At 33.4% G+C, this 26,185-nt stretch carries 32 protein-coding genes; 15 read left to right on the top strand and 17 right to left on the bottom strand.

Annotation, left to right across the window (positions count from 1 at the left end):
- Window positions 1–49: 49 nt before the first annotated feature.
- From OEW74_RS01530 to OEW74_RS01510, 5 genes are all read right to left on the bottom strand, one after another.
- Window positions 50–2,284: a multicopper oxidase domain-containing protein gene (locus OEW74_RS01530; protein WP_265426892.1), complete on the bottom strand. Its 2,235-nt coding sequence runs from the start codon at window positions 2,282–2,284 to the stop codon at window positions 50–52.
- A gap of 163 nt (window positions 2,285–2,447) precedes the next feature.
- Window positions 2,448–2,915, bottom strand: a complete 468-nt coding sequence (locus OEW74_RS01525; protein WP_265426806.1) for a heme-binding domain-containing protein — start codon at window positions 2,913–2,915, stop codon at window positions 2,448–2,450.
- Between the two features lies 1 nt (window position 2,916).
- Window positions 2,917–3,552, bottom strand: a complete 636-nt coding sequence (locus tag OEW74_RS01520) for a DUF3347 domain-containing protein (RefSeq protein WP_265426805.1) — start codon at window positions 3,550–3,552, stop codon at window positions 2,917–2,919.
- A gap of 21 nt (window positions 3,553–3,573) precedes the next feature.
- Window positions 3,574–4,440: a DUF3347 domain-containing protein gene (locus OEW74_RS01515; RefSeq protein ID WP_265426804.1), complete on the bottom strand. Its 867-nt coding sequence runs from the start codon at window positions 4,438–4,440 to the stop codon at window positions 3,574–3,576.
- A 231-nt stretch (window positions 4,441–4,671) separates the two neighbouring features.
- The gene (locus OEW74_RS01510) at window positions 4,672–4,956 is read right to left on the bottom strand and encodes a hypothetical protein (RefSeq protein ID WP_265426803.1); all 285 of its coding nucleotides are present in this window, start codon (window positions 4,954–4,956) and stop codon (window positions 4,672–4,674) included.
- 229 nt (window positions 4,957–5,185) lie between these two features.
- Between OEW74_RS01510 and OEW74_RS01505 the strand changes: the two genes are divergently transcribed.
- From OEW74_RS01505 to OEW74_RS01495, 3 genes are all read left to right on the top strand, one after another.
- Window positions 5,186–5,533: a tRNA-binding protein gene (locus OEW74_RS01505; protein WP_265426802.1), complete on the top strand. Its 348-nt coding sequence runs from the start codon at window positions 5,186–5,188 to the stop codon at window positions 5,531–5,533.
- A 96-nt stretch (window positions 5,534–5,629) separates the two neighbouring features.
- On the top strand, window positions 5,630–6,331 hold the full coding sequence (locus OEW74_RS01500) for a 3'-5' exonuclease (RefSeq protein ID WP_265426801.1): 702 nt from the start codon (window positions 5,630–5,632) through the stop codon (window positions 6,329–6,331).
- Between the two features lie 33 nt (window positions 6,332–6,364).
- Window positions 6,365–6,691: an SUF system Fe-S cluster assembly protein gene (locus tag OEW74_RS01495; protein WP_265426800.1), complete on the top strand. Its 327-nt coding sequence runs from the start codon at window positions 6,365–6,367 to the stop codon at window positions 6,689–6,691.
- 186 nt (window positions 6,692–6,877) lie between these two features.
- On the opposite strand, the gene OEW74_RS01490 is transcribed toward OEW74_RS01495, so the two are convergent.
- From OEW74_RS01490 to OEW74_RS01475, 4 genes are all read right to left on the bottom strand, one after another.
- The gene (locus OEW74_RS01490) at window positions 6,878–7,714 is read right to left on the bottom strand and encodes a sulfurtransferase (protein ID WP_265426799.1); all 837 of its coding nucleotides are present in this window, start codon (window positions 7,712–7,714) and stop codon (window positions 6,878–6,880) included.
- 393 nt (window positions 7,715–8,107) lie between these two features.
- Complete coding sequence (locus OEW74_RS01485) at window positions 8,108–8,509, bottom strand: OsmC family protein (RefSeq protein WP_265426798.1); 402 nt, start codon at window positions 8,507–8,509, stop codon at window positions 8,108–8,110.
- Between the two features lie 32 nt (window positions 8,510–8,541).
- Window positions 8,542–9,390: a hydroxymethylglutaryl-CoA lyase gene (locus OEW74_RS01480; RefSeq protein WP_265426797.1), complete on the bottom strand. Its 849-nt coding sequence runs from the start codon at window positions 9,388–9,390 to the stop codon at window positions 8,542–8,544.
- Between the two features lie 204 nt (window positions 9,391–9,594).
- Complete coding sequence (locus OEW74_RS01475) at window positions 9,595–9,936, bottom strand: helix-turn-helix domain-containing protein (protein WP_265426796.1); 342 nt, start codon at window positions 9,934–9,936, stop codon at window positions 9,595–9,597.
- A gap of 114 nt (window positions 9,937–10,050) precedes the next feature.
- Between OEW74_RS01475 and OEW74_RS01470 the strand changes: the two genes are divergently transcribed.
- From OEW74_RS01470 to OEW74_RS01455, 4 genes are all read left to right on the top strand, one after another.
- Window positions 10,051–10,398, top strand: coding sequence for a hypothetical protein (locus OEW74_RS01470; RefSeq protein WP_265426795.1), 348 nt, complete (start codon window positions 10,051–10,053; stop codon window positions 10,396–10,398).
- Between the two features lie 19 nt (window positions 10,399–10,417).
- The gene (locus OEW74_RS01465; RefSeq protein ID WP_265426794.1) at window positions 10,418–11,206 is read left to right on the top strand and encodes a GLPGLI family protein; all 789 of its coding nucleotides are present in this window, start codon (window positions 10,418–10,420) and stop codon (window positions 11,204–11,206) included.
- Window positions 11,207–11,295: 89 nt separating this feature from the next.
- Window positions 11,296–12,543, top strand: coding sequence for a peptidase T (gene pepT / locus OEW74_RS01460; RefSeq protein ID WP_265426793.1), 1,248 nt, complete (start codon window positions 11,296–11,298; stop codon window positions 12,541–12,543).
- Between the two features lie 148 nt (window positions 12,544–12,691).
- Window positions 12,692–12,940: a hypothetical protein gene (locus tag OEW74_RS01455; protein WP_079463499.1), complete on the top strand. Its 249-nt coding sequence runs from the start codon at window positions 12,692–12,694 to the stop codon at window positions 12,938–12,940.
- 99 nt (window positions 12,941–13,039) lie between these two features.
- Here OEW74_RS01455 and OEW74_RS01450 read toward each other — a convergent pair whose 3' ends face one another.
- The 3 genes from OEW74_RS01450 to OEW74_RS01440 form a co-directional block, all read right to left on the bottom strand.
- Entirely contained in the window at window positions 13,040–13,309 is a 270-nt protein-coding gene (locus tag OEW74_RS01450) for a CPCC family cysteine-rich protein (RefSeq protein WP_265426792.1), read from the bottom strand.
- Between the two features lie 68 nt (window positions 13,310–13,377).
- Complete coding sequence (thiL, locus tag OEW74_RS01445) at window positions 13,378–14,442, bottom strand: thiamine-phosphate kinase (RefSeq protein WP_265426791.1); 1,065 nt, start codon at window positions 14,440–14,442, stop codon at window positions 13,378–13,380.
- Window positions 14,443–14,529: 87 nt separating this feature from the next.
- The gene (locus OEW74_RS01440; protein ID WP_066677105.1) at window positions 14,530–15,021 is read right to left on the bottom strand and encodes an acyl-CoA thioesterase; all 492 of its coding nucleotides are present in this window, start codon (window positions 15,019–15,021) and stop codon (window positions 14,530–14,532) included.
- A 402-nt stretch (window positions 15,022–15,423) separates the two neighbouring features.
- On the opposite strand from OEW74_RS01440, the gene OEW74_RS01435 reads away from it, so the two are divergent.
- The 5 genes from OEW74_RS01435 to OEW74_RS01415 all read left to right on the top strand — a co-directional run bounded on the left by OEW74_RS01435 (window position 15,424) and on the right by OEW74_RS01415 (window position 19,053).
- The gene (locus OEW74_RS01435; protein ID WP_265426790.1) at window positions 15,424–16,626 is read left to right on the top strand and encodes an NAD(P)/FAD-dependent oxidoreductase; all 1,203 of its coding nucleotides are present in this window, start codon (window positions 15,424–15,426) and stop codon (window positions 16,624–16,626) included.
- A 14-nt stretch (window positions 16,627–16,640) separates the two neighbouring features.
- Window positions 16,641–17,060, top strand: a complete 420-nt coding sequence (locus tag OEW74_RS01430) for a hypothetical protein (protein ID WP_265426789.1) — start codon at window positions 16,641–16,643, stop codon at window positions 17,058–17,060.
- A gap of 77 nt (window positions 17,061–17,137) precedes the next feature.
- Window positions 17,138–17,698 carry a DUF2306 domain-containing protein gene (locus tag OEW74_RS01425; RefSeq protein ID WP_265426891.1) on the top strand — a complete coding sequence of 187 codons (561 nt, stop codon included), beginning with the start codon at window positions 17,138–17,140 and terminating at the stop codon, window positions 17,696–17,698.
- 5 nt (window positions 17,699–17,703) lie between these two features.
- Complete coding sequence (locus OEW74_RS01420) at window positions 17,704–18,624, top strand: YARHG domain-containing protein (RefSeq protein ID WP_265426788.1); 921 nt, start codon at window positions 17,704–17,706, stop codon at window positions 18,622–18,624.
- A gap of 6 nt (window positions 18,625–18,630) precedes the next feature.
- Window positions 18,631–19,053 carry a hypothetical protein gene (locus OEW74_RS01415; RefSeq protein WP_265426787.1) on the top strand — a complete coding sequence of 141 codons (423 nt, stop codon included), beginning with the start codon at window positions 18,631–18,633 and terminating at the stop codon, window positions 19,051–19,053.
- A 5-nt stretch (window positions 19,054–19,058) separates the two neighbouring features.
- Here the strand turns inward: OEW74_RS01415 and OEW74_RS01410 are convergent, their stop codons facing one another.
- The 3 genes from OEW74_RS01410 to OEW74_RS01400 all read right to left on the bottom strand — a co-directional run bounded on the left by OEW74_RS01410 (window position 19,059) and on the right by OEW74_RS01400 (window position 20,713).
- Entirely contained in the window at window positions 19,059–19,433 is a 375-nt protein-coding gene (locus OEW74_RS01410) for a DUF2809 domain-containing protein (RefSeq protein WP_265426786.1), read from the bottom strand.
- 84 nt (window positions 19,434–19,517) lie between these two features.
- Complete coding sequence (locus OEW74_RS01405; RefSeq protein ID WP_265426785.1) at window positions 19,518–20,171, bottom strand: thioredoxin family protein; 654 nt, start codon at window positions 20,169–20,171, stop codon at window positions 19,518–19,520.
- A gap of 2 nt (window positions 20,172–20,173) precedes the next feature.
- Window positions 20,174–20,713 (bottom strand): TlpA family protein disulfide reductase, encoded by a 540-nt coding sequence (locus OEW74_RS01400; protein ID WP_265426784.1) that lies wholly within the window; start codon window positions 20,711–20,713, stop codon window positions 20,174–20,176.
- A 112-nt stretch (window positions 20,714–20,825) separates the two neighbouring features.
- Here OEW74_RS01400 and OEW74_RS01395 point away from each other — a divergent pair, with 112 nt between their 5' ends.
- The 3 genes from OEW74_RS01395 (at window position 20,826) to OEW74_RS01385 (ending at window position 22,311) form a co-directional block, all read left to right on the top strand.
- Entirely contained in the window at window positions 20,826–21,245 is a 420-nt protein-coding gene (locus OEW74_RS01395) for an energy transducer TonB (protein ID WP_265426783.1), read from the top strand.
- A gap of 83 nt (window positions 21,246–21,328) precedes the next feature.
- On the top strand, window positions 21,329–21,790 hold the full coding sequence (locus OEW74_RS01390; protein WP_265426782.1) for an energy transducer TonB: 462 nt from the start codon (window positions 21,329–21,331) through the stop codon (window positions 21,788–21,790).
- Between the two features lie 80 nt (window positions 21,791–21,870).
- The gene (locus OEW74_RS01385; protein ID WP_265426781.1) at window positions 21,871–22,311 is read left to right on the top strand and encodes an energy transducer TonB; all 441 of its coding nucleotides are present in this window, start codon (window positions 21,871–21,873) and stop codon (window positions 22,309–22,311) included.
- 22 nt (window positions 22,312–22,333) lie between these two features.
- Here the strand turns inward: OEW74_RS01385 and mutS are convergent, their stop codons facing one another.
- A complete protein-coding gene (gene mutS / locus OEW74_RS01380) occupies window positions 22,334–24,922 on the bottom strand; it encodes a DNA mismatch repair protein MutS (protein ID WP_265426780.1) in 2,589 nt (862 codons plus the stop codon).
- Window positions 24,923–25,156: 234 nt separating this feature from the next.
- Complete coding sequence (locus OEW74_RS01375; protein WP_265426779.1) at window positions 25,157–26,047, bottom strand: cupin-like domain-containing protein; 891 nt, start codon at window positions 26,045–26,047, stop codon at window positions 25,157–25,159.
- Window positions 26,048–26,185 lie beyond the last annotated feature (138 nt).

Here is a 26,185-nt window from a genome sequence, read left to right as displayed (position 1 = left end):
CGAATTATCAGTATAAAGAAAACTCCTTTTAAATTTGACGATAATTGATTCAATAAACCAATGTAATTCCTGCTCCAAAGCCCATATCGCTATCATAGTGGGTAGATAAGGATGCATTTCGGGTAACGATATATTTTAAGTCCAACATATATTCTTTATCGGTATTTACAGAAAAAGCACCGCGCAATCTTCGGGTAAGAGGAATATCTTCTCTTCTTAATTGCAACCTAACAATTCCGTCTGTGAAAACTTCTGCCTGAAAGTCGATCAACATTGGTAGTGTGTACAAAACCCCTGCGCTAAGTGTTGCTCTTTGGTCTTTTTTATTTTTTTGTCCGAAAAGATTTTTTTCTAATTCACCAGAACCATGTGAATCTCTGTATCTCCAATCGAAGCCAATAAAAGGCATTAACCACTGCATTTTGCCAATATAACGACCAACGTGTGTTTCTGTTTCATAACCGTGCATATTGTTGTATCCTAATCTCCATTCTGTACCAATGCTCCATCTTGCATTTTGTAACATTGCTTGCCCGTCATTTCCATTGGTTGCAAAGTCATTTTCTGCCATAAGATGCCACTCATTACTTTCATTTTGAAGCATTTTATATGCTTTTTCTTTATCCGGAAGTTCTGGATTTTTGTAATCACCTACCGCAACAACTCTGTTCATTCCTGCCATCATGTGATACAAGATATGACAGTGGAAAAACCAGTCTCCCTCAGTATTGGCTGCAAATTCTATAATATCCGTTTCCATTGGCATGATATCCAATACATTTTTCAACGGAGCTTGAGAGCCATTTTCATTCAGAACACGGAAATCAAAACCATGAAGGTGCATGGGATGTCTCATCATAGAATTATTGATCAATTTTATTCTTAATATTTCTCCTTTTTTCACCTGTATTTTATCAACTTCGGAAAGCACCTTATTATCCATACTCCATACATACCGGTTCATATTTCCTGTAAGGGTAAGGGTAATGTTTTTTATAGAATCTTTTTTCGGCAAAGAAGTATCATACGGGGATTTTAGCATATTGTAATTTAAGGTTACAATATCATTATTCTCTGCACCGTGTGAAGAATGGTCCATGTTCGCATCTTTATTCATTTCCATTTTTTGAGAATCTTTTGTTTTCTCTCCTGTGATTTCAGGATACATCACTGCATTCATATCCATTTTTTGAAGACTCATTGCCATTCCCATGTCTTTCATATCGCCATTCATCTTCATCATATCGTTCATCATTTTCATTCCTTCAAAATATTTAAGCTTAGGAAGCGGAGCATGAAGTTGCTTGATGCCTTCTCCTACATAAATTGAAACCGATTTTGTTCTATCTTCTGGAGTTACTAAAAGCTCATAAGAAGTATTTTTTTCGGGAATTGTCACCACAATATCATACGTTTCAGAAACACCTATAATAAGTCTGTCTACCATCAATGGTTCTACATCATTACCATCGTTTGCTACAACTTCAATTTTTCCGCCTGCGTAATTAATCCAAAAATAAGAAGAAGCTCCTCCGTTGGAAATACGAAACCTCACCCGGTCTCCTGCTTTAAATTGAGATAACTGTTGTTCAGATGTACCATTAATTAAAAATTTATCGTAATAAATATCGCTTACATCCATAGCAAGCATACGTTTCCATTCGTTGGTAACTTTAGTCCCAAAATGCCCTTCTTTGATTGCTTCCCAATAGCTCTGCGTACTGTTTTTCTTTATTGCAAACCAATCATTGGCATTATGAAGCATTCTGTGAACGTTATTAGGATTCAAATCTGTCCATTCACTTAAAATCAACGGAATTGCAGGAATATCATCAATTCCTTTTCTAAAAGTAGGATCATCATCTCTCTTTTTCAAAATCATCGATCCATACATTCCTATCTGCTCCTGCAAACCTGAATGAGAGTGATACCAATGCGTTCCGTGCTGAATAATTGGAAATTTATAAGTATAGGTTGAATGTGGCTTAATTCCCATTTGAGTAAGCATAGGAACACCGTCTTCTTTGTTGGGCAACATCAACCCGTGCCAATGCAGAGAAGTTTCTTCATCCATAAGGTTATGCACGATGATCTCCGCAGTATCGCCTTCCGTAAATGTAAGCGTAGGCATCGGAATTTGTCCATTAACTGCAATCGCTCTTTTCACTTTTCCGGTGAAATTCACCAATGTATCTTTTACATACAGATGATACGTTACTGTTTTACCGCCTGTTAACTTTTTTTCAGGAAAAGGAAGTACTTTTTTGTTTTCAGACCTCTTCATTTGCTCATTCTGAGCATTGTGCGCAGAATGATCCTGGTGAGTAACCGTTCCCTTCTTTTCCATTTTCATTTCTTGTGCTTTCGCAAAGAAAAAAGAAAACAAAACTCCGAGAACTATATATTTAGTTTTAAGCATATTATTTGTTATTTTATTAAAAATAAATTTATCTATCATTTTGTTGTTTTTGTATTACATTCAACCAATTTATCATTTCAACTTTTTGTTGGTCTGATAGTTTTGCATTTTTATGGAGAAGTGTATAAGAATCAAGCGGCATTTTGTCTTCTTTTACTTGTTCAATAATCCCGTTTAGTTTGTTACGTTGCTTACGGACACTATAATTTTTCCATTCATTAAAATTCAGCTCTTCTTTTCCTTCTTTAATATGTTTTTCCATAAAATATCTTGCAGGCTGAATATAAGAATAAGCCGGGTAATTGGTATTATTACTATGGCAATCATAACAAGAATTTTTTAATATATTCTGAATCTTAGTTGGAGCCTTGTAGAAGTTGGCAAAACCGTCAGACTGAGCCTGCCCTTTATCTATATTTCGGGCAGGCTGGTAGATCTGAATCAGTAGAAAAAGTATAAATCCTATGAGAAGAATCTTTTTAATAGCCTTTTTCATTTTACCATTCTTTTTGCACAGAACCACAAGTAAGCATCTTGCTTCCCTGATAAGGATTTACAATTTCCTTTTTCTCGCTTATCCAGATTGCTCCTTTATTGTCATTATACATGGGGCAAAAATCTTTATATAATTTTTGCTCGCTTCCGAAAGTTTCAATCAAATCATTTACATCTTTACTCAGCATATCAAAATGCTCACGTTGATGCTCAATACTTCCTGTACCTGCAGCAATATGCTCTGCATTTTCCTCCATGCTTTCTGCAATTTCCTTATAAAAAGATTTCTTTTTGGCATCTAAATTCTGGGTATCTGTTTTCTTTAAAGTCTCAAATAACATTTTTCCGGCATTTGCAGCAGCTTTAGAATCATCTTTTGCCAAAGAATTTTTAAGCATCAGATAATCTTTGATGATTGCTTTAGTAGAAAATGCAGTTTTTGCCTCCATTTTTTCGTCTGTTTTTGCTATAACTTCAAATGATTCAGAATCAGAAACTTGAGATCCAGAATTTTCATTCATAGAATCTTTTATTATTTCAGACTGATAATCTGTATTTTCTGTTACAGGTTCAGTTTTAGGTTTGCTACATGCGGCAAAAACAAATCCTACTATTACAATTGCTATTATATTTTTCATCTTAATTATTTTTTTATGTTTTTATTTTAAAGTTTCTACAGTACTTCCACAGGTAAGCATTTGTGCTCCGTAATATGGGTTTTTAACTGTATTTTCAAGACTCAGCCAATTAGCATCCTGCATCGGACAATACTGATAATAAATAGGAGTTGAATGCTTTGATGTTTTCAGTAATTCATACATATTTTTAGATAACGATTTAAAAGTTTCTCTTTGCTTTTTAATGTCTTGTATTTGAGAAATTGCTTTTGCATCAGTTCCTAAAGTATTCATCACTTTCATCCATGCATCATGTTCTGATGGAGACAGTTCCCCCATTTTTACTGCTGTAACCGTATTCATCAATTCTTTTGATTGAGCTGAAGCTGTTTTTGAATCTGCTTTTACAAGGGCATCTTTTATTGAAAAATAATGAGACTGAACATTACTCAAAGGTGAATCTGATTGTTTTCTTTCTTTATTCATTGAAGCGAGATCATGACCTTTTGACATAGAGTTTTCCATTGAAGAATGGTAATGTCCGTGATCGTTCATTGTTTTAGTCATTGTCTTATTTCTTTTGTACTGACAACAAGACGGAAGTTTAGCATAAACATCATCCGGAGCATAAAAAAATTCGCTATCATATCCTGCGTTGGCAATCCTTTTCAAAATTTCCTGTTGATTTGTTTTTGATGGATCATAAGTCAATGTTGCCATTTTAGAAGCTTTATCCCAATTTACGGTGGCTACATTTTTCACATTTCCAGATTTCTCAATCTTTGATTTGCACATATCGCAATTTCCTGAGATTTTTACAGTTTCGGTTTTTGCGTTTTTAATCTGGGCAGTATATACTAATGATACTAAAAGCATCATAACTGCCATTATTTTTGATATTGATTTCATAATATTTTTTTATTAAAACAATGAGAAGTAATGTTGATCAAATAAGGTAATGTCGTCAAAGTGACCTCATATTTTGTTTTTGAAACAACTAAGTTTGGTTAAAAACAAAATACTACATTACAATACGTATTACTAATCTATTGCGTAGAAAGAATTAAATTTAAATAATTGATAAAGTTGAAAACAGAGTCGTTTTCAAAAGTGCATAGCTATGGCTATACAATAAAGAGATTATCCTATTTTAGGGATCAACCAAATGGAATAGAATCCTTTGGAAATATTAGTTTCGTAATTAGAAAAAGAGGGCGTTACATCAACCTTTGCTTTTCCAAAAGAGAAACTATTAGAATAAAAACAAGATACATTGCTATTGGTAGGGCATTTACACAAAGCATTATTACAATCATTTCCACAATGATCTTTTTTGCTTTGCTCATGCGAACATGCATCTTTGCAATCCTCTTTTTTTGATGCAGAAGCGTGTGTGTTTGCTTTCTGCGAAGAGATATCACTCATGTTACATGCATAAGTTTGAGTGGGCATTAATAAAAAACCCCAACAAACGAAAAACAATATGTAAACACTTCGATACATCTTATTGCTAAGTTAATATTTTTTTATTTTAAAATAAAATTTTTAACATTTTTTAATCACTATGATCACCCTATTTCTTCAAGCAAAATTTATTTATATTTGTGAATAACCTTCTTTTAAGGATTTAAGAAAAAGAAAAAAGTATTCCATTATGGTAACAAAACCTGAAATCTCATGGGCAGATTTTGAAAAAATTGACATTCGATGCGGGACCATTATTTCCGTTAATGATTTTGAAAAAGCAACAAACCCTTCTTACCAACTCGAGATTGATTTTGGAGATTTAGGAACCAGAAAATCTGCTGCACAAATCACCACACTTTATAGCAAAGAAGATTTAGTTGGAAAACAAATTTTAGCAGTCGTTAATTTTCCAAAAAAACAGATTGCCAATTTTTTCAGCGAATGCCTGGTTTTAGGAGTTTATGGTGAAGATGCAAAAGATGTAACCCTTCTTTCACCGTCTCTTCCAACAAAAAACGGGTTGCAGGTGGGATAGATTTTAATAAAATAAACCTAATGGGTTTTTGAAACCCGTTAGGTTTGAATATGATAATAAAATTTAATTTTTAAAAATAATTAATCAAACACAGATATGATACAAAACATTCCATTAGAAAAAGTTTTATTTCTTGATATTGAAACCGTTCCTAACTCTGGTTCTTGGAAAGATTTATCTGAAACCGAACAAAAACTTTGGGACAAGAAAACAAGGTTTCAGAGAAAAGATGAAATTTCTGCAGAAGATTTTTACGACAGAGCCGGAATTATGGCAGAGTTTGGAAAAATTATCTGCATTACGATTGGAATGCTTGAGAAAAATGACACTTTAAGAATCAAAAGCTTCGCGGATGATGATGAAAAAAAAATGTTGACTGAATTTGGTGAACTTTTTAATAGCCCAAGACTGCGTGATGTAATTCTCTGTGCTCACAACGGAAAAGAATTTGATTTCCCGTGGATTGCAAGACGATTTCTTATTAACGGAATGATGCCGCCTACTCCATTCCAAATGTTTGGAAAAAAACCTTGGGAAATTCCGCATATCGACACCATGGAACTGTGGAAGTTCGGAGATTATAAAAGCTATGTTTCATTAGAATTATTAGCTCATGTTTTCGGAATTCCTACTCCGAAAGACGACATCGACGGATCAATGGTTTCATCAATCTACTACATAGAAAAAGACTTGCAACGAATAGTTGACTATTGTGAAAAAGATGTCTTAACTTTGGCCAATATTTTCAGACGGATGCGTCAGGAAGATTTATTAAAAAGAAATATCAATTTAGATTAAATAAAATGCCGTTAAAACGGTTAAAACGATAAAATGAAATTTACAGACGATCAGATTGCCGATATAGGAGAAGAGATTATAAGAGTATTAAAAACCGTTTACGATCCCGAAATTCCAGTGGATATTTATGAATTGGGGTTGATCTATGATGTACAGATTTCCGATGAAGCCGATGTAAAAATCATCATGACCTTAACGACGCCTAACTGCCCGGTTGCAGAAACTTTACCACAAGAAGTAAAAGACAAAGTAAAAGCTGTAGAAAATGTAAATGAAGTTGAGCTTGAACTTACTTTCGAACCAAGCTGGAACAAAGATATGATGAGTGAAGAAGCGAAGTTTGAGTTGGGAATGTTGTAATGTAAAACTTGGAAGATGGAAGTATGATGCTGGAAGTTTTTAAAGCTAAGCAACCAAACTATCTCTCTCCATTAAAATAATATAAGAGCTGTCAATATTTTTGGCAGCTTTTTATTTTTGACAAATCTTATCTCTATCTTTAATGTATGCTTGTCATTCCGTAGGAATCTCGACAATTTTTTTAATTTAGATTTCCTTTGCAATTTCTTTACCTTCTCTTCTACTCCATTCACTCCAGGAACCAACGTATAAATTTGGAATTTCAAAGCCGGCATAAGCAAGCGCCAAAATTGTGTGACAAGCAGTAACTCCTGAACCACAGTGAATGATTAGTTTTCCAGGCTTATTTTTCAATAATTTTTGATATTTTTCTTTCAAAATTTCAGGCTTCAAAAAGTTTCCGTTTTCATCTAAATTTTCAGAAAAAGGAATATTAATCGCTCCCGGAATATGACCTGCTACCAAATCGATTGGTTCAGACTCACCTTTATAACGATAAGCATCTCTTACATCGATTACAGTAGCAGATTCGTTTGTTAAGTCATTTTCAACATCTTCCAAACTCGAAACAGGTAGAAGCCAATGTTTTTTTGTAATGATTTCAGCTTTCTCAAAAGTTTCTTCTCCTGATGAAAAATTCAAATCATCTTTTTCAGCCTGCTGAATTCCGCCATCTAAAACCTGAACATTTTTCAGTCCAAAAGATTTCAACATCCACCAAGCTCTGGCTGCAGCATTTGCTCCGTTTTTATCATCATAAATGACAACATGAGAATCTTCTGAAATTCCTAAGCGGGAAACGATTTCGGCAAACTTTTGAATGTCTAGCAAAGGATGCCTTCCTCCAAAAGCTGCATTTTCATTTGTTTCAGCTAAATCTTTTTCTAAATCTACGAATCTTGCGTCTTTGAGGTGTTGATTCAGATAGTTTTGATAACTGTCTTTTCCTGTTCGTACATCAAGAATGATAAGTTTTTCAGTAGAAAGTTCTTTTAATTGTTTCGGTAAAATTATAGGAAGCATGGATGTTTAATTTAAATTTTCTCGCAGATTTTGCTGATTACGCAGATTAATTTATGTGAATCCGGTTTAAGCAGTAAAAATAAACCACTTATTGTGAAGTTGTTATGCATTTAACGCAAAGATTGATTTTTGCAAATCTTATTTTTAAGGAGCAAAGATGAATCAATAAATTGATTTTATGAAGCTCTCCTTTTATTCAAGCTTCATCAGCGACTTTGTCGCCATTCTTTGCTTCTTAAAATAATCAGCTTACTAATTAAAATCTTTGCGTGATAAAAGATTTTGCTCAATTTCTTATCCCAAATTCAGGTAGTTTTAGATTTTAAATCTGCTCAATTTGCAAAATCTGCGAGAGTCAAAAATAAAAAACCGCAGAAATTTCTGCGGTTTTGGTTATTGATAAATGAAAATCATTGTCTGTACCAGTTCCGGATGAAGGCTTTTTGCAACCGGACAATTATGAGCGGTTTCCTTAATAAAAGCTTTCTCTTCATCAGAATATTGATCTGAAAAAACAAAATTACAAACAATTTCACCAATTCTTCTTGGCTCGGGTTTCATAATTTTCTGAAGCGTACAGTAGGCTCCGTCAATATTTATATTTTTGTTTTTACCCAAAATCGCAATGGTTGTCAATGCACATTCTGCCAAAGAAGTGGCACACAAATCGGTTGGCGAAAATTTTTCACCCTTTCCGTGATTATCGGTTGGTGCATCACTTTCGATGATGGTTCCAGATTGTAAATGTTCTGCTGAACATCTTAAGCCTCCTATATATGTTATTTTTGATGTCATAATTTTTTATTTAAAATGAAGAGACGGTGTCTCTAGAAATGAAAAATATCTTTCGCTCTGTTATAAGAACTTTCGAAATTCAATAAGTTTAAATTGTGTTGCGCTTTTTCTATGCTCATAAAATTGATTACTTGCTCTGTTGGCATATTTCCTACCAAATCATCTTTTGCCATCGGACAGCCGCCAATTCCTTTTATCGCAGAATCATATCTTCTACAGCCTTTATCATAAGCTGCTTTCAGTTTAGAATAAGACTCTTCGTAACGGTTATGAAAATGTGCTCCAAAATCTATCTCAGGATATTTCGATGGAATTTTTTCGAACAATAAAGCAATCGTTTCCGGTGTTGCAACTCCAGTTGTGTCGGAAAGCAGGATGTTTTTAATTCCTATCTCTGAAAATCTATTCGCCCAAAAATCTACATCTTCCCATTTCCACATTTCGCCATACGGATTTCCGAATGCCATTGAAAAGTAAATATTAAGTTCTTTGCCTTCACTTTTGGTGAGCTCAACCATTTTTACAATATCATCAAAAGCTTCCTCCTGATTTTTATTGGTATTTCTGTGCTGAAAAGTTTCAGAAATTGAAAATGGAAAACCTAAAATATCTACAGATTGATGTTTCAAGGCTTTTTCAGCACCTCTATAATTTGCAATAATTGCAGAAACTTTGGTATTAGACAAAGATTTATCGATATTCTCGGCAACCTCAGCAGAATCTGCCATTTGCGGAATGGCTTTCGGAGAGACAAAACTCAGGCAATCAAGCACATCAAAACCTACTTCCATCAGTGAATTGATGTAATCTATTTTTTTATCGGTCGGGATAAACTCATCCCAACCCTGCATCGCATCTCTAGGGCATTCTGTAAGAAACATTTTACTTTTGATTTTCTCAAATATAATAAAACTAAACTATTTAGTTCTCGCTTCCAACAAAGCTAATATTAAATTGATTATCAATAATTTATTTCCGATTTAAAATTTCAATACAATACATTCACCAACAAATAACCTGTTCTGAATTTTGAATTTGCCCGTTTTTGTTTAAATATTAAAAAAAATAACGATAAATTATACTTTTTAATTTTTCATTTCAATCATCTTTTCAATTACATGAATTAATTTTTCTAAACCTTCTGAAACTTTAAGTAGTGCTTCTGATGTTTCAATCCGTAAATTTGAGCTATTACTTATAACATTCTGGCTATTTATAATATTAATAGGATTCTCAGTTGGAAGTAAATCATTAATATCAATATCATAAAGTTTAGCAACTTTAGACAAATTTTCAGCTTTAGGAAATGATCTATCACTTTCCCAATCACAGTAAGTGCTTTGAGAAATATCTAAAAGCTCCGCTACTTTTTGCTGAGAATAATTATTTCTATATCGGTATTCCCGAAGTTTTTTTCCTATTTCCATCTTTCTTTTTTAACAAAAATAGGAAATTATCGGAAATCCTATTGATTTTATCGGGAAAAGGTTATGGTGAATTAAGAATTGTTAGTAATTTTATTTTAAATAAAAACATAATGTATGAAAAAAATTTTATTCGTAGCTTCTATAGCTATAACTACAACTGTAAATGCTAAAGACTTTAGTGAGAAAAAAACTTCTGAAGAAAAAAAAGAAACCAAAGAAGATGTAAAAAAAACTAAAGCGGAGAGATGTCATACATACGGTATGGTAGCATGGTGCAAGCCTAATGATATGGTTTTGATTCTGTATGTTGGGATGACGCCGTTCCAGGCAGTTATGATCAAGCTAGAGCATGTCAAAGAGAAAATGCAGATTTATATAATATTTTCATGTGCAAAACACGTGACTTTTCCAGTGCAAGTACTAGTATATATTAATTTTAAGTTACCTGTAAATTTTCTTTAATTTTAATATTAAAAATATTATGAAATTTAAAATAATTTTTTTATTCCTTCTATCAAATTTATTTTTTGCGCAAAAACCAGACAGTTCTTTTATCGAGTGTAAATATTTAGCCTCTTTTCTTATTGATACTGCTAATACAAATACTTTAAAAAAAGAACTTGTTTATCTAAGAATAGGCGAGAATTCTTCTTTATTTAAAAGTGATTTTAAAGAAAAAGCGGATTCTATAACTTTCGCAGAAATAGACAAGAGTAATGCAAATCCTATTAATGGTATCTCGATATTAAAAACTGACAAATGGGCATCAGCAAAATATAATCCAGAGGTTTTTTATAATAAAGATAAACTTATTATATATGATAAAATATTAAATGTTACTTATAATTATCAAGCCGAAGAAAGAACTAAATGGGTCTTTTTAAATGAAACAAAAAAAATCAAAGGATATACTTGCAAAAAAGCAATTGGAAAATATCATAAAAAAACAATAACTGTTTGGTATACTTCAGAAATTCCGATTTCAGACGGACCATATACATTTAAGAATTTACCTGGTCTTGTTTTAGAAGCATATGATTCAAAAGATTATTTCCATTTTACTTTAGAAAGTTTAAAGAGAATAAAAAAACCTATTAAACCTTTAGAGGGTACTATAAGCACAGAATATAGTAAATTTGTAAAAAAAAGAACAGATATTTTTAATGATCCTATAGGAGCTTTTGTGGGAATATTTGGCAAAACCCCTCCAAAACAAGACCACGAACGCATGATAAAAAATATCAGAAGTATTAATAATTATTTGGATTAGCATTAAACAAAAAAACCTTCGTTATGAAGGTTTTTTTGTTTATTTGATTTAGTATATGCATCGTATATTTGTAAAAATTTAATTTAAAAATGAGTACAATAGAATTCAACTCGATGTGGAGAGAAAAACTGCTGAACCGTTTTCTCAGCTATGTAAAAATATATTCAACAAGTGATGCTGAAAGCGAAACCACTCCTTCAACAGAAAGACAATGGGACATCGCCAATTACATCACGGAAGAACTGAAAACAATTGGTTTGGAAGATGTTTCTATTGATGAGCACGGTTACATTATGGGCTACGTTCCATCTAATTTGGAAAACAATAATCAACCAACGATAGGATTTATTTCTCATTATGATACTTCACCGGATTTCAGTGGTGAAAATGTAAAACCTCAGGTTTGGGAAAATTATCAGGGTGAAGATTTAGTTTTAAATAAAGAAACAAATTTCACTTTATCACCTTCAAAATTTGAAAGTTTAAAAAAATATATCGGTCAGACTGTAATTACAACTGACGGAAATACCCTTCTTGGAGCAGATGACAAAGCAGGTTGCGCTGAAATCGTAACAGCAGCAGAATATCTAATTGCTCATCCGGAAATTAAGCATGGAAGAATTGCTGTAGGATTTACACCGGATGAAGAAATCGGAAGAGGAGCACATAAATTTGATGTAGCAAAATTCGGAGCTGAATTCGCTTACACAATGGATGGCGGAGAAGTTGGTGAACTAGAATATGAAAATTTCAATGCAGCCGGAGCGGTTGTAAAAATCCACGGATTGAGCGTACATCCCGGTTATGCTTTTGGAAAAATGATAAACGCAAGTCTTTTGGCAGCAGAATTTATCCAGTCTCTTCCTGCAAACGAAACACCTTCAACGACAAAAGGTTTTGACGGTTTTTATCATTTGATGGATGTAACTTCTGATGTTTCAGAATGTAAGCTTCAATATATTATTCGTGATCACGACGAAGAGAAATTTGAGGCTAGAAAAAAATTCATGGAAGAAAAAGTAGCTGAATTTAATGCAAAACATGGCGAAAAAACCGCCGAAGTGGAGATTAAAGAACAATACCGCAACATGAAGCAGCAATTTGAAGGCAAAATGCACATTGTAGATCTTGCTGCAAAAGCAATGAAAGAAGCCGGAATTGAGCCTAAAATTAAAGCAATCAGAGGTGGAACAGACGGAGCGCAGTTATCTTATATGGGATTGCCTTGTCCGAATATTTTTGCGGGCGGAATCAACTTCCACGGACCTTACGAATATGTGGCGCTGGAAAGTATGATGAAAGCAACTGAGGTGATTGTAAATATTGTGAAAGCGTAAAAGTAATTTACTTATTATATGAAAACCATTGCTTTTGCAATGGTTTTTTATTTCCAAATCATTTAAAATCAAAGAGATTCATTTTAATTTTCTATCTTTAAAAATGTAAAACATATTACATCTTAACCAAATACAAAACTTTTAATTTATGAAAAACATTAAAAAACTTCTGAGAAAAGATTTGTCAACAATTCTTGGCGGAGCCGGATCTGGTTGCCATACAAATGGAGATTCCGCTTATTGCTGGACTGATTGCGAATGTACTTTTGGAAAAGCATGCGAAATGAATGATGACGGAAATCCAGGACAATGCGTCGCTGTTGGAGGTGGCGGAGGCGGTGGTGGAACACCTTATTGTCCTCCCGGTGATGACCGTTGTACCGAACAACCTTTTTAAAACTATAAAATCTCTGCAAAACTGTAGAGATTTTTTTATGAAATATCTGGTTGATGATATCTGAATTTATTCTTACAGGAAAATTTTTCTTCTCGTCATTTAAACTTTAAGAATAGCTTTTCTATACTTGCCTTCAGGATTCTTTACAACATTTTTTATAAACCTTTTTTCACAAGCTCCGCATTCAAGAAAGTTTTTTCTGCCCTTTTCTAAAGTCATGTGATTTGGATGACTAATTTTTTCCAAGTCAAAACATCCATCATCTTCCCAAAAGCAGACATCGCAGATTTCATATTGCCCTCGTTCGGAAAGAGAAAAATATCCACAACAATAGCATTGAACATTTAAATCATTATTTTTTTCATCCATCTGTCAATATTAAACAAAAAAACCACTACGAAAAAATGCAGTGGCTTCACAATATTTAAAATTAAATTTTAATCGTTGTATTGGTTTCCTAAAAAAGCATCCCAACCTTGCGCCGTTAAAGCAACCAATTGATTAGAACCTCTTGCCACCATAAAATTACCCTCTTCTTTTTCAACAGCATGACCGATAATGGTAAAATCCGGGTGATTTTTTATTTTATCAAAATCCTCTGAAGCAATCGTGAATAACAATTCATAATCTTCACCACCGCTTAATGCCGTCATTACGGGGTTTAAATTAAAATCATCCGCAGTTGTAATTGTTAAATTATCCATCGGGATCTTCTCTTCGTACAATCTGAAACCAACTTTCGACTGGTCAGAAAGATGCAGGATTTCTGAAGCTAAACCGTCAGAAATATCAATCATAGACGTTGGTTTAATATCCAATTGTTCTAAAATTCCTTTCACATCCGTTCTTGCTTCAGGCTTTAACTGTCTTTCTAAAATATAGTCAAAACCTTCCATTTCAGGTTGCATATTGGGATTAGCCAAGAAAACAGCATGTTCTCTTTCTAAAATCTGAAGTCCCATATAAGCTCCGCCTAAATCTCCGGTTACCACCAATAAATCATTTGGTTTTGCACCGCTTCTTTTAACGATATTTTCTTCATTTTCAATTCCGACAGCGGTAATGCTCATCACCAAACCGGCATTGGAACTCGTTGTATCTCCGCCAATTAAGTCCACTTTATACCTTCCGCAAGCTGCTTGAATTCCTGAATATAATTCTTCTAAAGCTTCCACCGGAAAACGGTTTGAAACAGCCAAAGAAACCAAAATCTGGGTAGGCGTTGCATTCATTGCTGCAATATCACTTAGATTCACAACAACAGCTTTGTAACCTAAATGTTTCAATGGAACATATCCTAAATTGAAATGAACACCTTCTGCCAAAACATCGGTCGTTAAAACAACTTTTTTATTTCCGGGATTGATAACGGCAGCATCATCTCCTACTCCAAGTTCCGAAGATTCGTTGGATAATGGAAAAAATTCCGTTAAGTGTTTAATTAAACCAAACTCTCCCAATTTTGAGATCGGTGTTAATTCTTGATCTTTATCTTCAAACATAAATTTTATTATAAGTGATGCTTGATAAATGATAAATGATTTTGAATCGTTTTAGGTTATCAAACATCATTTATCTCTTATCATTTATTAGTTAAATGTTGCCGGGTCAATATTTTCCGGACGGAAAGGAAGTTTTTTAAAATCTTCTCTTGTCATCAAAATCGTTTCCGCAGTTTTATATTTATTCATTGCTTCTACCACATCATCCGGTGGTGATGTCATTTTTCTCAACATTGTATCAATCCAAACACCGGTTGCTTCAGAAGTCGCACAGTGTGAGCCATCAGGAAGATAAAATTTATGTACGAAACGGTAGATCGCTGCATCTTCTGCACATCCATCAATTTCTAAACTAACAATCACCTTCTGATCGGCGAAAATTTCCTTGAAAAAAGAAAATCGCTCATGCATAATTACAGGACCAATTCCCCAACGACTCATTTGGGTAACACCCATTTTTTCTTTTTTCATAAAAGCCATTCTCGTTTGCGCACAATATTGCACGTAAGATGAGTTGGCCAAGTGTTTATTTGCGTCTAAGTCGCTCCAGCGAACTTCGAATGTATGATAAAATGTCATTTATTAAAAGTTTAATTTGAACTTTATTTGCCACAAAAGTCACAAAAGATAAATTGTAATTTTAAAGTTTAAATACGATTACGTAAAGTTCACAACAGATGAAAATCTAAGATTTTCAAAAAAACTAATGTGTTCTTTTTTACAAAATCAATTAAACTTAAATAACTAATGTTTTAAAAAGCTTTTGCGACTTTTGTGGTTAGAAAAAATTCAAAAAATTATAATCCCCAAAATTACTCAAATAAGATGGTTTATAAAAATTGTAGTTTTGCAAAAATAATCCGTTGCATAAAAGCTTGTGAATTTTCAAATAATTAAAATGATTTCACATCCCTTTTTTGTTCTTTTGACAAACTCAAAATAGCGTTAAACTTTTGTGCCTTTTGTGGTTAATAAAAAATTATGAAGCAAATTATCATTATCGGAGGTGGTGCCGCAGGTTTTTTTTGTGCAGCAAATCTTGACGAAAAGAAATATAAAATCACCATTCTTGAACAGAATTCGGATGTTCTTCAGAAAGTGAAAATTTCCGGAGGTGGTCGCTGTAATGTGACTCATGCCTGTTTTGACCCACGAGAATTGGTTCAGTTTTATCCTCGTGGTAACAAAGAATTACTGAGTGTTTTCACCAAATTTCAGCCAGGAGATACCATGGAATGGTTTGAAAGCCGAAATGTTTCGTTGAAGATAGAAAAAGATAACAGAATTTTTCCTGAAAGCAATTCTTCACAAACGATTATTAATACTTTTCTTAATGAAATACAACAGAAAAATGTTGAAGTAAAGACGAAATGTTCGGTAAAAGAAATTGAAAAATTAGACGGCAACTATTTAGTAAAAACAAGTTTAGGAGATTTTGAAGCTGATTTTGTAATCTACACAACCGGAAGTTCGCCAAAGTCTTTAAAAATGATTGAAAATCTGGGACATAAAATTATAGACTTGGTTCCTTCCCTATTTACATTTAATATTAAAGATGATTTACTGAAAGATCTTTTGGGAACAAGTTTTGAAATGGCAGAAACCTCTATTCCAAAATTAAAAACTGAAGAAAGCGGACCGTTATTGATTACGCATTGGGGACTTTCGGGACCAGCAATTTTGAAAATTTCGGCATGGGAAGCGATCAATTTGGCGAAAGTAAAATACAATTTTGAGATTCAAGTGAATTTTATTTCAAAAGATATTGATGGTGCAGAAGAGTTATTTCAGAATTTCAAACAATCAAATCCAAAAAAATCAATTGGACAATCAAAGATTTTTGAGGTGACGAATCGTTTTTGGCAAAGAATTCTGGAAGTTTCAAAAGTTGATTTGAATAAACAAATTGCGAATATTTCAGGAAAAGAGATACAGACAATTCTTGAAAATTTGTGCAAAAAGAAATTTCAGGTAACCGGAAAATCAACATTTAAAGATGAGTTTGTAACCGCAGGAGGTGTAGATTTAAAAGAAATTAATTTTAAAAATATGTCTTCGAAAATTTTACCTAACTTTTACGTTGCCGGAGAAGTGCTGAATATTGATGCCGTAACCGGCGGATTTAATTTTCAAGCTTGCTGGAGTGAAGCATGGTTGATTGCGCAGGATTTGAATAATTTATAACAAGAAAAAGCAATATGAAAAAAACATTAATCGTAACTCTCTTTTTAAGCTTTGGGATTTTCTTTTCTCAAAATCACACTTCAGCACTTAATAAAACATTTGAACTTGAAAAAAAAGACAGTTTATATCAAGACGCTGATGAACTTCCAGTCTATCCGGGAGGAATAAATGCTTTTAGAAACAATTTTGCAAAAACCTTCAATAGCAGTAAAATTAATGCTAATGGTTTAGCAAAATCCGAAGCTCGGTTTGTAATTTCAGAGGAAGGAATAATTACAGACATTGTAATAATAGGGGAAAATAAATCGATGAATAAGGAAATGGAGCGTAGTATAAAATCCATGTCAAAAACCAAATGGAAGCCTGCCATACTCAACGGAAAACCCGTAAAATATTTGTTTAGGCTACCTATTGCAATGAATTTTCATAATTAAACGTGTCTTTAAGTATAAGAAATAACACATTTTTTAAAATCCTTCTCATCATCGGATTCGGGTATTTCTTTTGGCTGATGCTGAAAATCACTTTAGAATATATTCCTTTAGATTCCAAGGTCAGTTTTTTAATGATTAAACAAACTGAAGTTGTAGAAAGACCGGAATATCTTTATTTCTTTTACACCCATGTTTATACAAGCATTTTTGTTTTATTAACTGGTTTTTTAGCTATTTTAAGAAAAGATTTCAGACTGAAAAACTTTCACAGAAACACCGGGAAAGTTTATATTTTTTTGATTCTACTATTTGCTGCACCTTCTGGAATTTATATGGGAGTTTTTGCAAATGGTGGATTTTTATCAAAAATTTCTTTTGTCATTTTAGGTTGTCTTTGGTGGTTTACTACGTTTAAAGCTTTTCAATTAGCCCGACAGAAAAAATTTAAAGCTCACAAACAATGGATGTGGCGAAGTTTTGCACTCACAATTTCTGCCATCACTTTGAGAATGTGGAAAGTAATTATTGTATATTTATTCCACCCAAATCCAATGGATGTTTACCAAATCATCGCTTGGCTCGGCTGGGTTCCAAACATTTTATTAATTGAATATTTAATCACAAAAAAGCACATTTAATTTATATGAAAATTTTAAAATTTACCTTAATCACTCTCTTTACCATCAGCTTAATAAGCTGTAAAAAAGACGCTACCGTTACTGAAACTCCCAAAGATTCTTTAACGGCAAAAAAAGATTCTGTGGTAATCCCTGAAGTTCATAAAGAATATTACGGAATTTACACCGGAGAATTTGCAGGAAAAGGAGAGCTTTATGACAACGAAACCAAAGAATATTACGAAGGGACAGATTATAAAAGACTTTCCTTAAAAATCAATAGGATTACTCAAGATTCTGTTTACGGACAAAGCATTGTAAATGGAACTCAGCGCCCTTTTCGTGGGGTTTTCAATGAAGGTTCTCAATCTTTTATTTTGGATGAACCAGGAAATGATAAAACCGACGGAAGATTTGAAATCAAGCTAAAAAATGACAGCATTACCGGAAAATGGACCGCTTTTAATAAATCTGCTGTAAAAGCTCCTTTAAAAAACTTAAAACTGATCAAAAAAGAGTTCGTTTACAATCCGAATTTTATGCTGGATGAAAATTCAGACCTGATTGATTGGGAAAATCCTAAAGATTTTAAAGAAAAATATACCGACGAAGAAACCGGAAAAACAGAAACTTACACTGCTTCAAAAAACAGAATTGCTTCTGATGCCGTTTTTAAAATCAATGCTTCTAAACAGAAACTAAGCGAAAAAGACCTTAAAAATCTAAGAAAATTGGATATGGAAATCATCAAGAATGCAGTTTTCGCAAGACATGGTTATTCCTTTAAAAAACAAACGTATAGAAACTTCTTTGAGCAGACCGACTGGTACATCCCTGTTTCTAACAACGTTGACAGCGAATTATCACCTATGGAAAAAGACAATGTGGCTTTACTCAACCGCTTCATCAAGTATGCTGAAGATAAGTACGATTCTTTTGGAAGGTAAATGATTATGAAAAAATATTGCGCTCTTTTACTGATATTATTTTGTCTAATTTCTATCGATGCTCAAAAAGATTCGATAAAATATGCTGAGGTAAAAGCAGGCTCTGATTATGGAAAAAAATCGTCTTTAGATAAAATCCCTGAATTTCCGGGAGGGCATGCTGCATTTATGAAACAGATTATCAATAATTTCAACACGACTCCATTATGGAAACAGAACATTGCAAGAGCAAGTGCAATTGCCGTTTTTGATATTGATAAAGAAGGAAATATGATTAATCTGAGAGTAGAATCTTATGACTATGCAGCTGTAAAAACAGAGTTTCTAAGTGCGCTCAACAAAATAAAAACAAAATGGATTCCCGGCGAAAAAAACGGTGAGAAAGTAAAAATGCGTATGCGACAACCTCTTCAGTTTAATTTAGAATAATACTATCAATTTACCTTTATTTTTGTGAAGATGTATAAAATAATACACCCAACTCCGTAACATAAAATATCAATCCACGAGAAAGAATTTCCGATTACAATATACATCAGGCTTCCCGGTTGGAAGCCTAATTTATCCGCAATATGGAAAAACTGGGCAAACTCAACCAGACATGAAAAAACAAAAATCCCGATGATTAACTTTGTTTCGTTGATGATGACAAAACTTTTCACAAAAGTATACAGCAGCATTACCACAATTACATCTCCCAGATAAGCTCTGATAAAGAAATTGTCTTTTAAAACCGTTGCAATTAAAACCTCAACAAGGAAGATAAGGATGGTTAAAAGGAAATATTTCGGGCTAAATTTAAATTTCATCATGATGAGTTGGGCTAAGTCTTTATATAAAAAAGAGCAGACTAAAAGCCTGCCCAATATCTCAATTTAATTTTAAAAATAAAATTATTTTTTCACTTTTATTGTACAGCCTATCGCAACTGTTTTAGTATTTGCAACCGGTTTTCCGCTCAATAAAGCATCCATTGCATCTTGTACATAATGCTCTGAAACATCATTAGGATCATCATAATTATTGTCGATGGCTCCAATATATTTTACGATATTTTTCGCACCTTCTTTCTGAAGAATAAAAACGTGCGGCGTTTTTGTGGCACCATATTGAGGATAAACTTTCTGTCCTTCATCCACTAAATACGGAAATGTAAAACCTTTTTCCTTAGCTCTGGTTATCATTTGCTGGAAACCATCTTCTGGCTGCACATTCGGATCATTTGGGTTAATAGCAATTACAGGATAACCGGCATCTTTGTATTTTTTATCAAGTGCAACAATTCTGTCTTCATATTTTTTTGCATACGGACAATGATTGCAGGTAAAAACCACGATGAAACCTTTTGCTTTTTTAAAATCGCTCAACGAAACCATTTTTCCGTCGATATTTTTAAGCTTAAAATCGGCAGCTGCATCCCCAACTTCATAGCCTTTTGAAGCGCTAACCTTTTGCTTCGGCTCTTCATTATTTTTATTGAATGCCGTAAAGCTTAGTAAACTGAAGCCTAATATTGTGGCAGCTAATAATGTTTTAATATTTTTCATATTTATAGATTTTTTGTGATTACGTTTTCCAATTCGGTTTTTGTCATTTCGCCATCATTAAAATGTACTTTTTCTGAGTTTTTATAAACAATGGTGACAGGAATGTTTCCGTCCCAGTTTTTTTCAAACCGTGGGATCCAGGTATTCATCCTTTTAATATCATCAAGAAGAATAACTTCTGCGCTAAGTTTCTTGTTTTTAATAAATTGTACAACACGCTCTTTATCTTTCGGGCGGTCTAAAGACACCAAAAGCATTTTAAATTTAGGATTGTCTTTGTATTTGTTATTCACCTCCATAAAATCCGGAAGTTCCTTCACACAAGGAGCGCAGGTTGTAGACCAGAAATTCAGAACCAGCAAAACGTCTTTTTTTTCCTGAATTTTCTTTTCGAGCACTTCATATTTAATCATTGGAACATCATTTACAAAAACCTGTTCTTTATTCTGAATAGAAATCTCTTTAGAAGGAGGATTTAATTCTTGCGAAAAATAAAAAGACATACTAAAAACAAATGCCGTTAAACTCAAAATTTTCTTCATACTCAAAATTAACTAATGAATTTGAAAGCCAGCAAAATAGGGCTGTTAAACTTTGTTAATTAATCAAATACAATTTAAATTTAAGAGTCTTATTTTTGCTAAAAATTAATTGATGAAAAAATTTATTTTATTTTCGGTATTCTTATTCAGCTATTTCGCACAAGCTCAAGAAGTTGCAGGAACGACCGAGTTACAAGAATTAGGTTTGAAAAAACATAGATCTGAAATTTTTAATGAAGTTGAAAAACCGGCAGAATTTCCTGAAGGCATCAATGTTTTCAGACAAAAACTGCTTAAAAATTTTAAATTTAAAAATATAGCGAGCAAAACTTCCGAAAAATGTGAACTTACTTTTGTTATTGAAAGAGATGGTACTCTTACAGACATTAAAGCCTCCGGAACTAATGAAAGTTTCAATAATGAAGCTATTCGAGCGGTTTCTAAAATTAAAGGTAAATGGATTCCTGCCACAATTAACGGACAAAAAGTAAGGTATCGTTTTAGAGTACCTCTCAACATAAACTTTGAATAATTGGTATTAAGTTTGATTCTCTCAATTTATAAAATAATAAATCTGATATAACTCAGAATCAGTATTATTAAAGTTTAAATTGAATGAAAAAAATTATTTTTTTACTTGGTATTTTTTTTACTTCTTTTCTATTTGCTCAGGAAACTGCTGCGAAAAACCCTGTTCAGAATACCATTTCCGACGTTTCAGCTTTGCCTGATTACAACATCATTAAAACCAAATTAGATTTAAAGCAAGTCGTAACAAAAGCAGACAGTCTTCCCGAATTTCCGGGTGGAATAAATGCTTTTAAAAGAAAATATTTCGAAAATATTGAAACTTTAGACCTTAAACAAAACGAAAAAGTAGATACAAGACTCTATTTTATCGTTGAAAAAAACGGATACGTAAGAAACGTTACTGCTGTTGCAAAAAACAAGAAACATGCAGAGGCAGCAGAACTGGGAGTAAGAAAAATTTTTGCCCGCTGGAAGCCCGCAAAAATCAATGGTGAGCCTGTACGTTACTTATTTTATTTTCCTTTGACGAGTAAAAAGTATAATTAAAAATAATTTTATTTGTTTAAAAACTTCAATCGATGTCATAAAATTGACGTCATTTTTTTTATTTTTGGAGAAATTTAACGATGAAAAACCTTACTTTAATTATCATAATGATCTTTAACGGGGTTGTTTTTGGACAGATTATTCCAGTCCCTCCCGCAACGCCATCAATGCCGAAAGCAATAGAGATTGTTGATGTAGCTACAGTATGTCATGATTATCCTGATCATGAAGCCTATTTTCCTAATGGCACAGAAGCTTTCACCAAAAACGTTGAGGATGCTATCATATTGGATTCAGTAAAAATCAAAAAGAATGAAAATATTCTTAAAGCGATCCTTAATTTTACCGTAGAAAGAGATGGAAATATTACAGAAACTCAGGTTATCGGATCAAACAAAAGCTTTAATAATACTGTAGAAAAAGCCATAAAACGCATCAAAGGTAAATGGATTCCCGCAAAACATAATGGAAATTTTGTAAGAACTAAACTTCAAATTCCTATTATCATAAATTTCAAATAATTATTTGATAAAACGGCAAAAGTTATTTCCCAATCATCTTTTTAATTGCATTCAGCTTCATTAAAGCTTCAATCGGCGTTAAAGTATTGATATCAATCTTCGTTAATTCTTCTCTGATATTTTCCAAAACCGGATCGTCTAACTGAAAGAAAGAAAGCTGCATATTTTCATCAGTTACTTTTTTAATACTTTCAGAAGAACCGCCTTGAGAGCGACTTGCTTCCAAAGTTTTTAGGATTTCATTGGCTCTGTTCACCACTTTTGCAGGCATTCCCGCCAGTTTTGCCACGTGAATACCAAAACTATGTTCGCTTCCGCCAGGAATTAATTTTCTTAAGAAAATGATATTCCCTTTATTTTCCTGAATAGAAACGTGGAAATTTTTCACACGCTCAAAATTTACCGTCATTTCATTCAGCTCGTGATAATGCGTTGCAAACAATGTTTTAGCCTGAGTCGGATGTTGGTGAAGATATTCAGCAATTGCCCACGCGATAGAAACCCCATCATAAGTAGAAGTTCCACGCCCGATTTCGTCTAATAAAATCAAGCTTCTTTCAGAAATATTATTCAGAATATTCGCAGCTTCATTCATTTCCACCATAAAAGTAGATTCGCCTGCCGAAATATTATCGCTCGCTCCCACTCTGGTAAAAATTTTATCTAAAAGCCCTATTTCTGCATGCTTTGCAGGAACAAAACTTCCAATCTGCGCCATTAAACAAACAATTGCAGTTTGACGAAGAATTGCCGATTTACCCGCCATATTGGGTCCGGTAACCATAATAATCTGTTGAGAATCTTTATCTAAAAAGATATCATTCGGAATATATTTTTCGCCTAAAGGAAGCGCATTTTCGATAATAGGATGCCTTGCTTCTTTTAAATCGATACCAAAACCATCGTTCAAAACAGGTTTTGTATAACTTTCAGAAACCGCTAATTCAGAGAATCCTACTGCAACATCAAGCTGAGCAATAATGTTTGAATTTTCCTGAATTCTGTCGATGTAAATCATCGTGTCTGAACAGACTTTTCGGTACAGTTGATTTTCAAGAACGCTGATTTTTTCTTCAGCACCTAAGATCTGGCTTTCGTATTCTTTCAACTCTTCGGTAATGTATCTTTCGGCATTTACAAGCGTTTGCTTTCTGATCCAATCACTCGGAACTTTATCTTTATGTGTATTTCTTACTTCAATAAAATACCCGAAAACATTATTAAAATCAATTTTCAGACTGGTAATTCCAGTGCGCTCCACTTCACGTTGACACATTTCGTCAAGAAAACCACGACCTTTATTTTGAAGACTTCTCAAATGATCGAGTTCTTCAGAAATATTTTGCTTGATGACGTTTCCTTTCGCAAGATTGACCGGAAGCTCTTCATTCAAATGATTTTCAAGCAATTCAATCAATTCGTCTAATGAATTTAATGGTTCCAGCCAAGCTAAAATATCGGCATGAGGGTGAAGTAATCCTTTAATTTTCTGAATATTAATCAAACTTTGACGCAGATAACCCAATTCTTTAGGTGAAATTTTTTCTGCCGCCAATTTTCCCATCAATCGATCCAGATCTGAAATTGCTCTTAATAATTGCGAAATTTCATATTTTAATTGATCATTTTCGTTTAAAAAATCAATCAGAGAAAGACGTCTTCCAATTTCTTCGACAGATTTTAAAGGAAGAATAATTCTTCTTCTCAATAATCTTCCGCCCATTGGTGTGGACGTTTTATCGATAATATCTAAAAGAGATTTTCCTTTCGGATTGCTTGGATAAACAATTTCAAGATTTCTCAGCGTAAAATGATCCATCATCAGATAATCTTCCTGCGGAATGATCTGAATTTTGGTAATGTGCGCCAATAATTTGTGGTGCGTATCTTCAACGAGATAAGCGAAAATAGCTCCTGCTGCCGTAATTGCCAGAGGAAGCCCCTCTACTCCAAAACCTTTTAATGAATTAGTTTTAAACTGATTTGTTAGTTTTTCGTAGGCAAAATTATATTGATACGCCCAGTCTTCCAGTTTAAAAACATTTCTGTTCTTCAGCTGATCCGGGATCTGTACACTTCGCTGATAAATAATTTCACTCGGATCGAATGTATTGATGATGTGTAATATCTTATCTAAATTTCCTTCACTTACCAAAAACTCTCCGGTGGAAACATCAACCAAAGCAATTCCGTATTTTTCTTTTTCCTTGTGAAGCGAAAGCAGAAAATTATTCTTTTTTGAACTTAAAACCTGATCATTGAACGTCACACCCGGTGTCACCAATTCTGTTACGCCACGTTTTACAATTCCTTTGACGGTTTTCGGGTCTTCCAATTGGTCGCAGATCGCCACACGAATTCCCGCTCTTACCAATTTTGGCAAATAGGAATCTACCGAGTGATGCGGAAAACCCGCCAACTCGATATGACCTTCTCCGTTGGCTCTTTTCGTAAGAACAATGCCTAAAATCTGAGAAGTTCGAACGGCATCCTGCCCAAAAGTTTCGTAGAAATCTCCCACTCTGAAAAGTAAAAGTGCATCAGGATATCTCGCCTTGATGGTGTTGTACTGCGTCATTAACGGGGTTTCTTTCTTCGTCGCCTTTGCCATTGAGATCGTTCTTAAAATTGGGTTGGTAAAAGTATGAAATAAAAAAGAAGGAGGGAAATGTTGATTTTAAGTTTCCCACAGATTTTCACGGATGATTGAGGAAAAATTGCCACGAATGCACGAATTAGTTTATGATCATTTTCCCTTAAATGTTGTTTAAAACAATTTTACGTGTAAAAATTCGTGCATTCGTGGCATAATAATCTGTGAAATCTGAGGGAATAAAAAAGACTGTTAATTCTGATTTTTTCTTGACTTTCTCTCAAACTTTTCCAAAGCTTCCGTCGCTTTTTCATATGCCCATTTTTGCTTGAAATTCACCCAATTGGCTTTAAAAAGTTTTCTCATTAGTTTATCCGTATATCTCATGATGAAAACATGATACATCATATTGGCAAAAACTTTAGGTTTATTAGGTAAAGCCCTTAACGACATTGAAAAACCGGGTTCCAAATATCTGTTGAAATGCCAAAAAGCTCCGGGAATAAAAAGCGCATCGCCATGTTCCATGAAAATCTCAATGCCTTTTGCATATTTTAAAGCAGGAAATTTCTCGTAATCCGGATTTTCGTAATCGATATCGTAAACCGTGTGAACTGAAAGCGGAACTTTATATAAAAACTTCGACTGTTTCTGGTCAAACAAAAGAATTCTCTTCTTGCCTTCAAAATGAAAATGCATAAAATCTCCCAAATCGACATCATAATGCATTAAAACATGCGCATCACTTCCGCCAAAAAATAATGTAGGAAGTCTTTTGAAAAATTTAATTCCCAAATCTGGATACGTGAAGTTTTTGAGAAGCTCGGGAAGACGGTCGGTGATAATATAAAAGAAAATACGAAGGTCGGATGGTTTAGACTTTATTGTTTCAATATAATCTTTCATTTTCATCTTTGCGACGGGCGCATCAGAACTTTTTTTTGCATCTGCTGGTTTGTTATCATACAACGGAACTTCCTGTTCACCCGCTTTTTCTTTAATGAAATCAAAATTCCATTTGTCGAAAGCTTCCCATCGGCTCGCATAATTTTTTATGAGCAGTGGTTTCTGTTTTTTGAAATAATTTTGCTGAAAATCTTCTTTCGTTATATCGTTTACAACATCTACGTTTTCGAGAATCATGGGTTTGTAATTTAATGCGAAATAAAAATAGTGTTTTTTTGAAATTTATAAAAATTTTGATGTTAATTCCCACAGATTACTCAGATTTGCACAGATTTTAAGCATAAATTTAATTTTAATACATATTACTAAAACCCA

The sequence above is a fragment of the Chryseobacterium sp. YIM B08800 genome, from assembly GCF_026163565.1.
Classification (GTDB): domain Bacteria; phylum Bacteroidota; class Bacteroidia; order Flavobacteriales; family Weeksellaceae; genus Chryseobacterium.
This window is presented reverse-complemented; position numbering and strand designations above follow the sequence as displayed.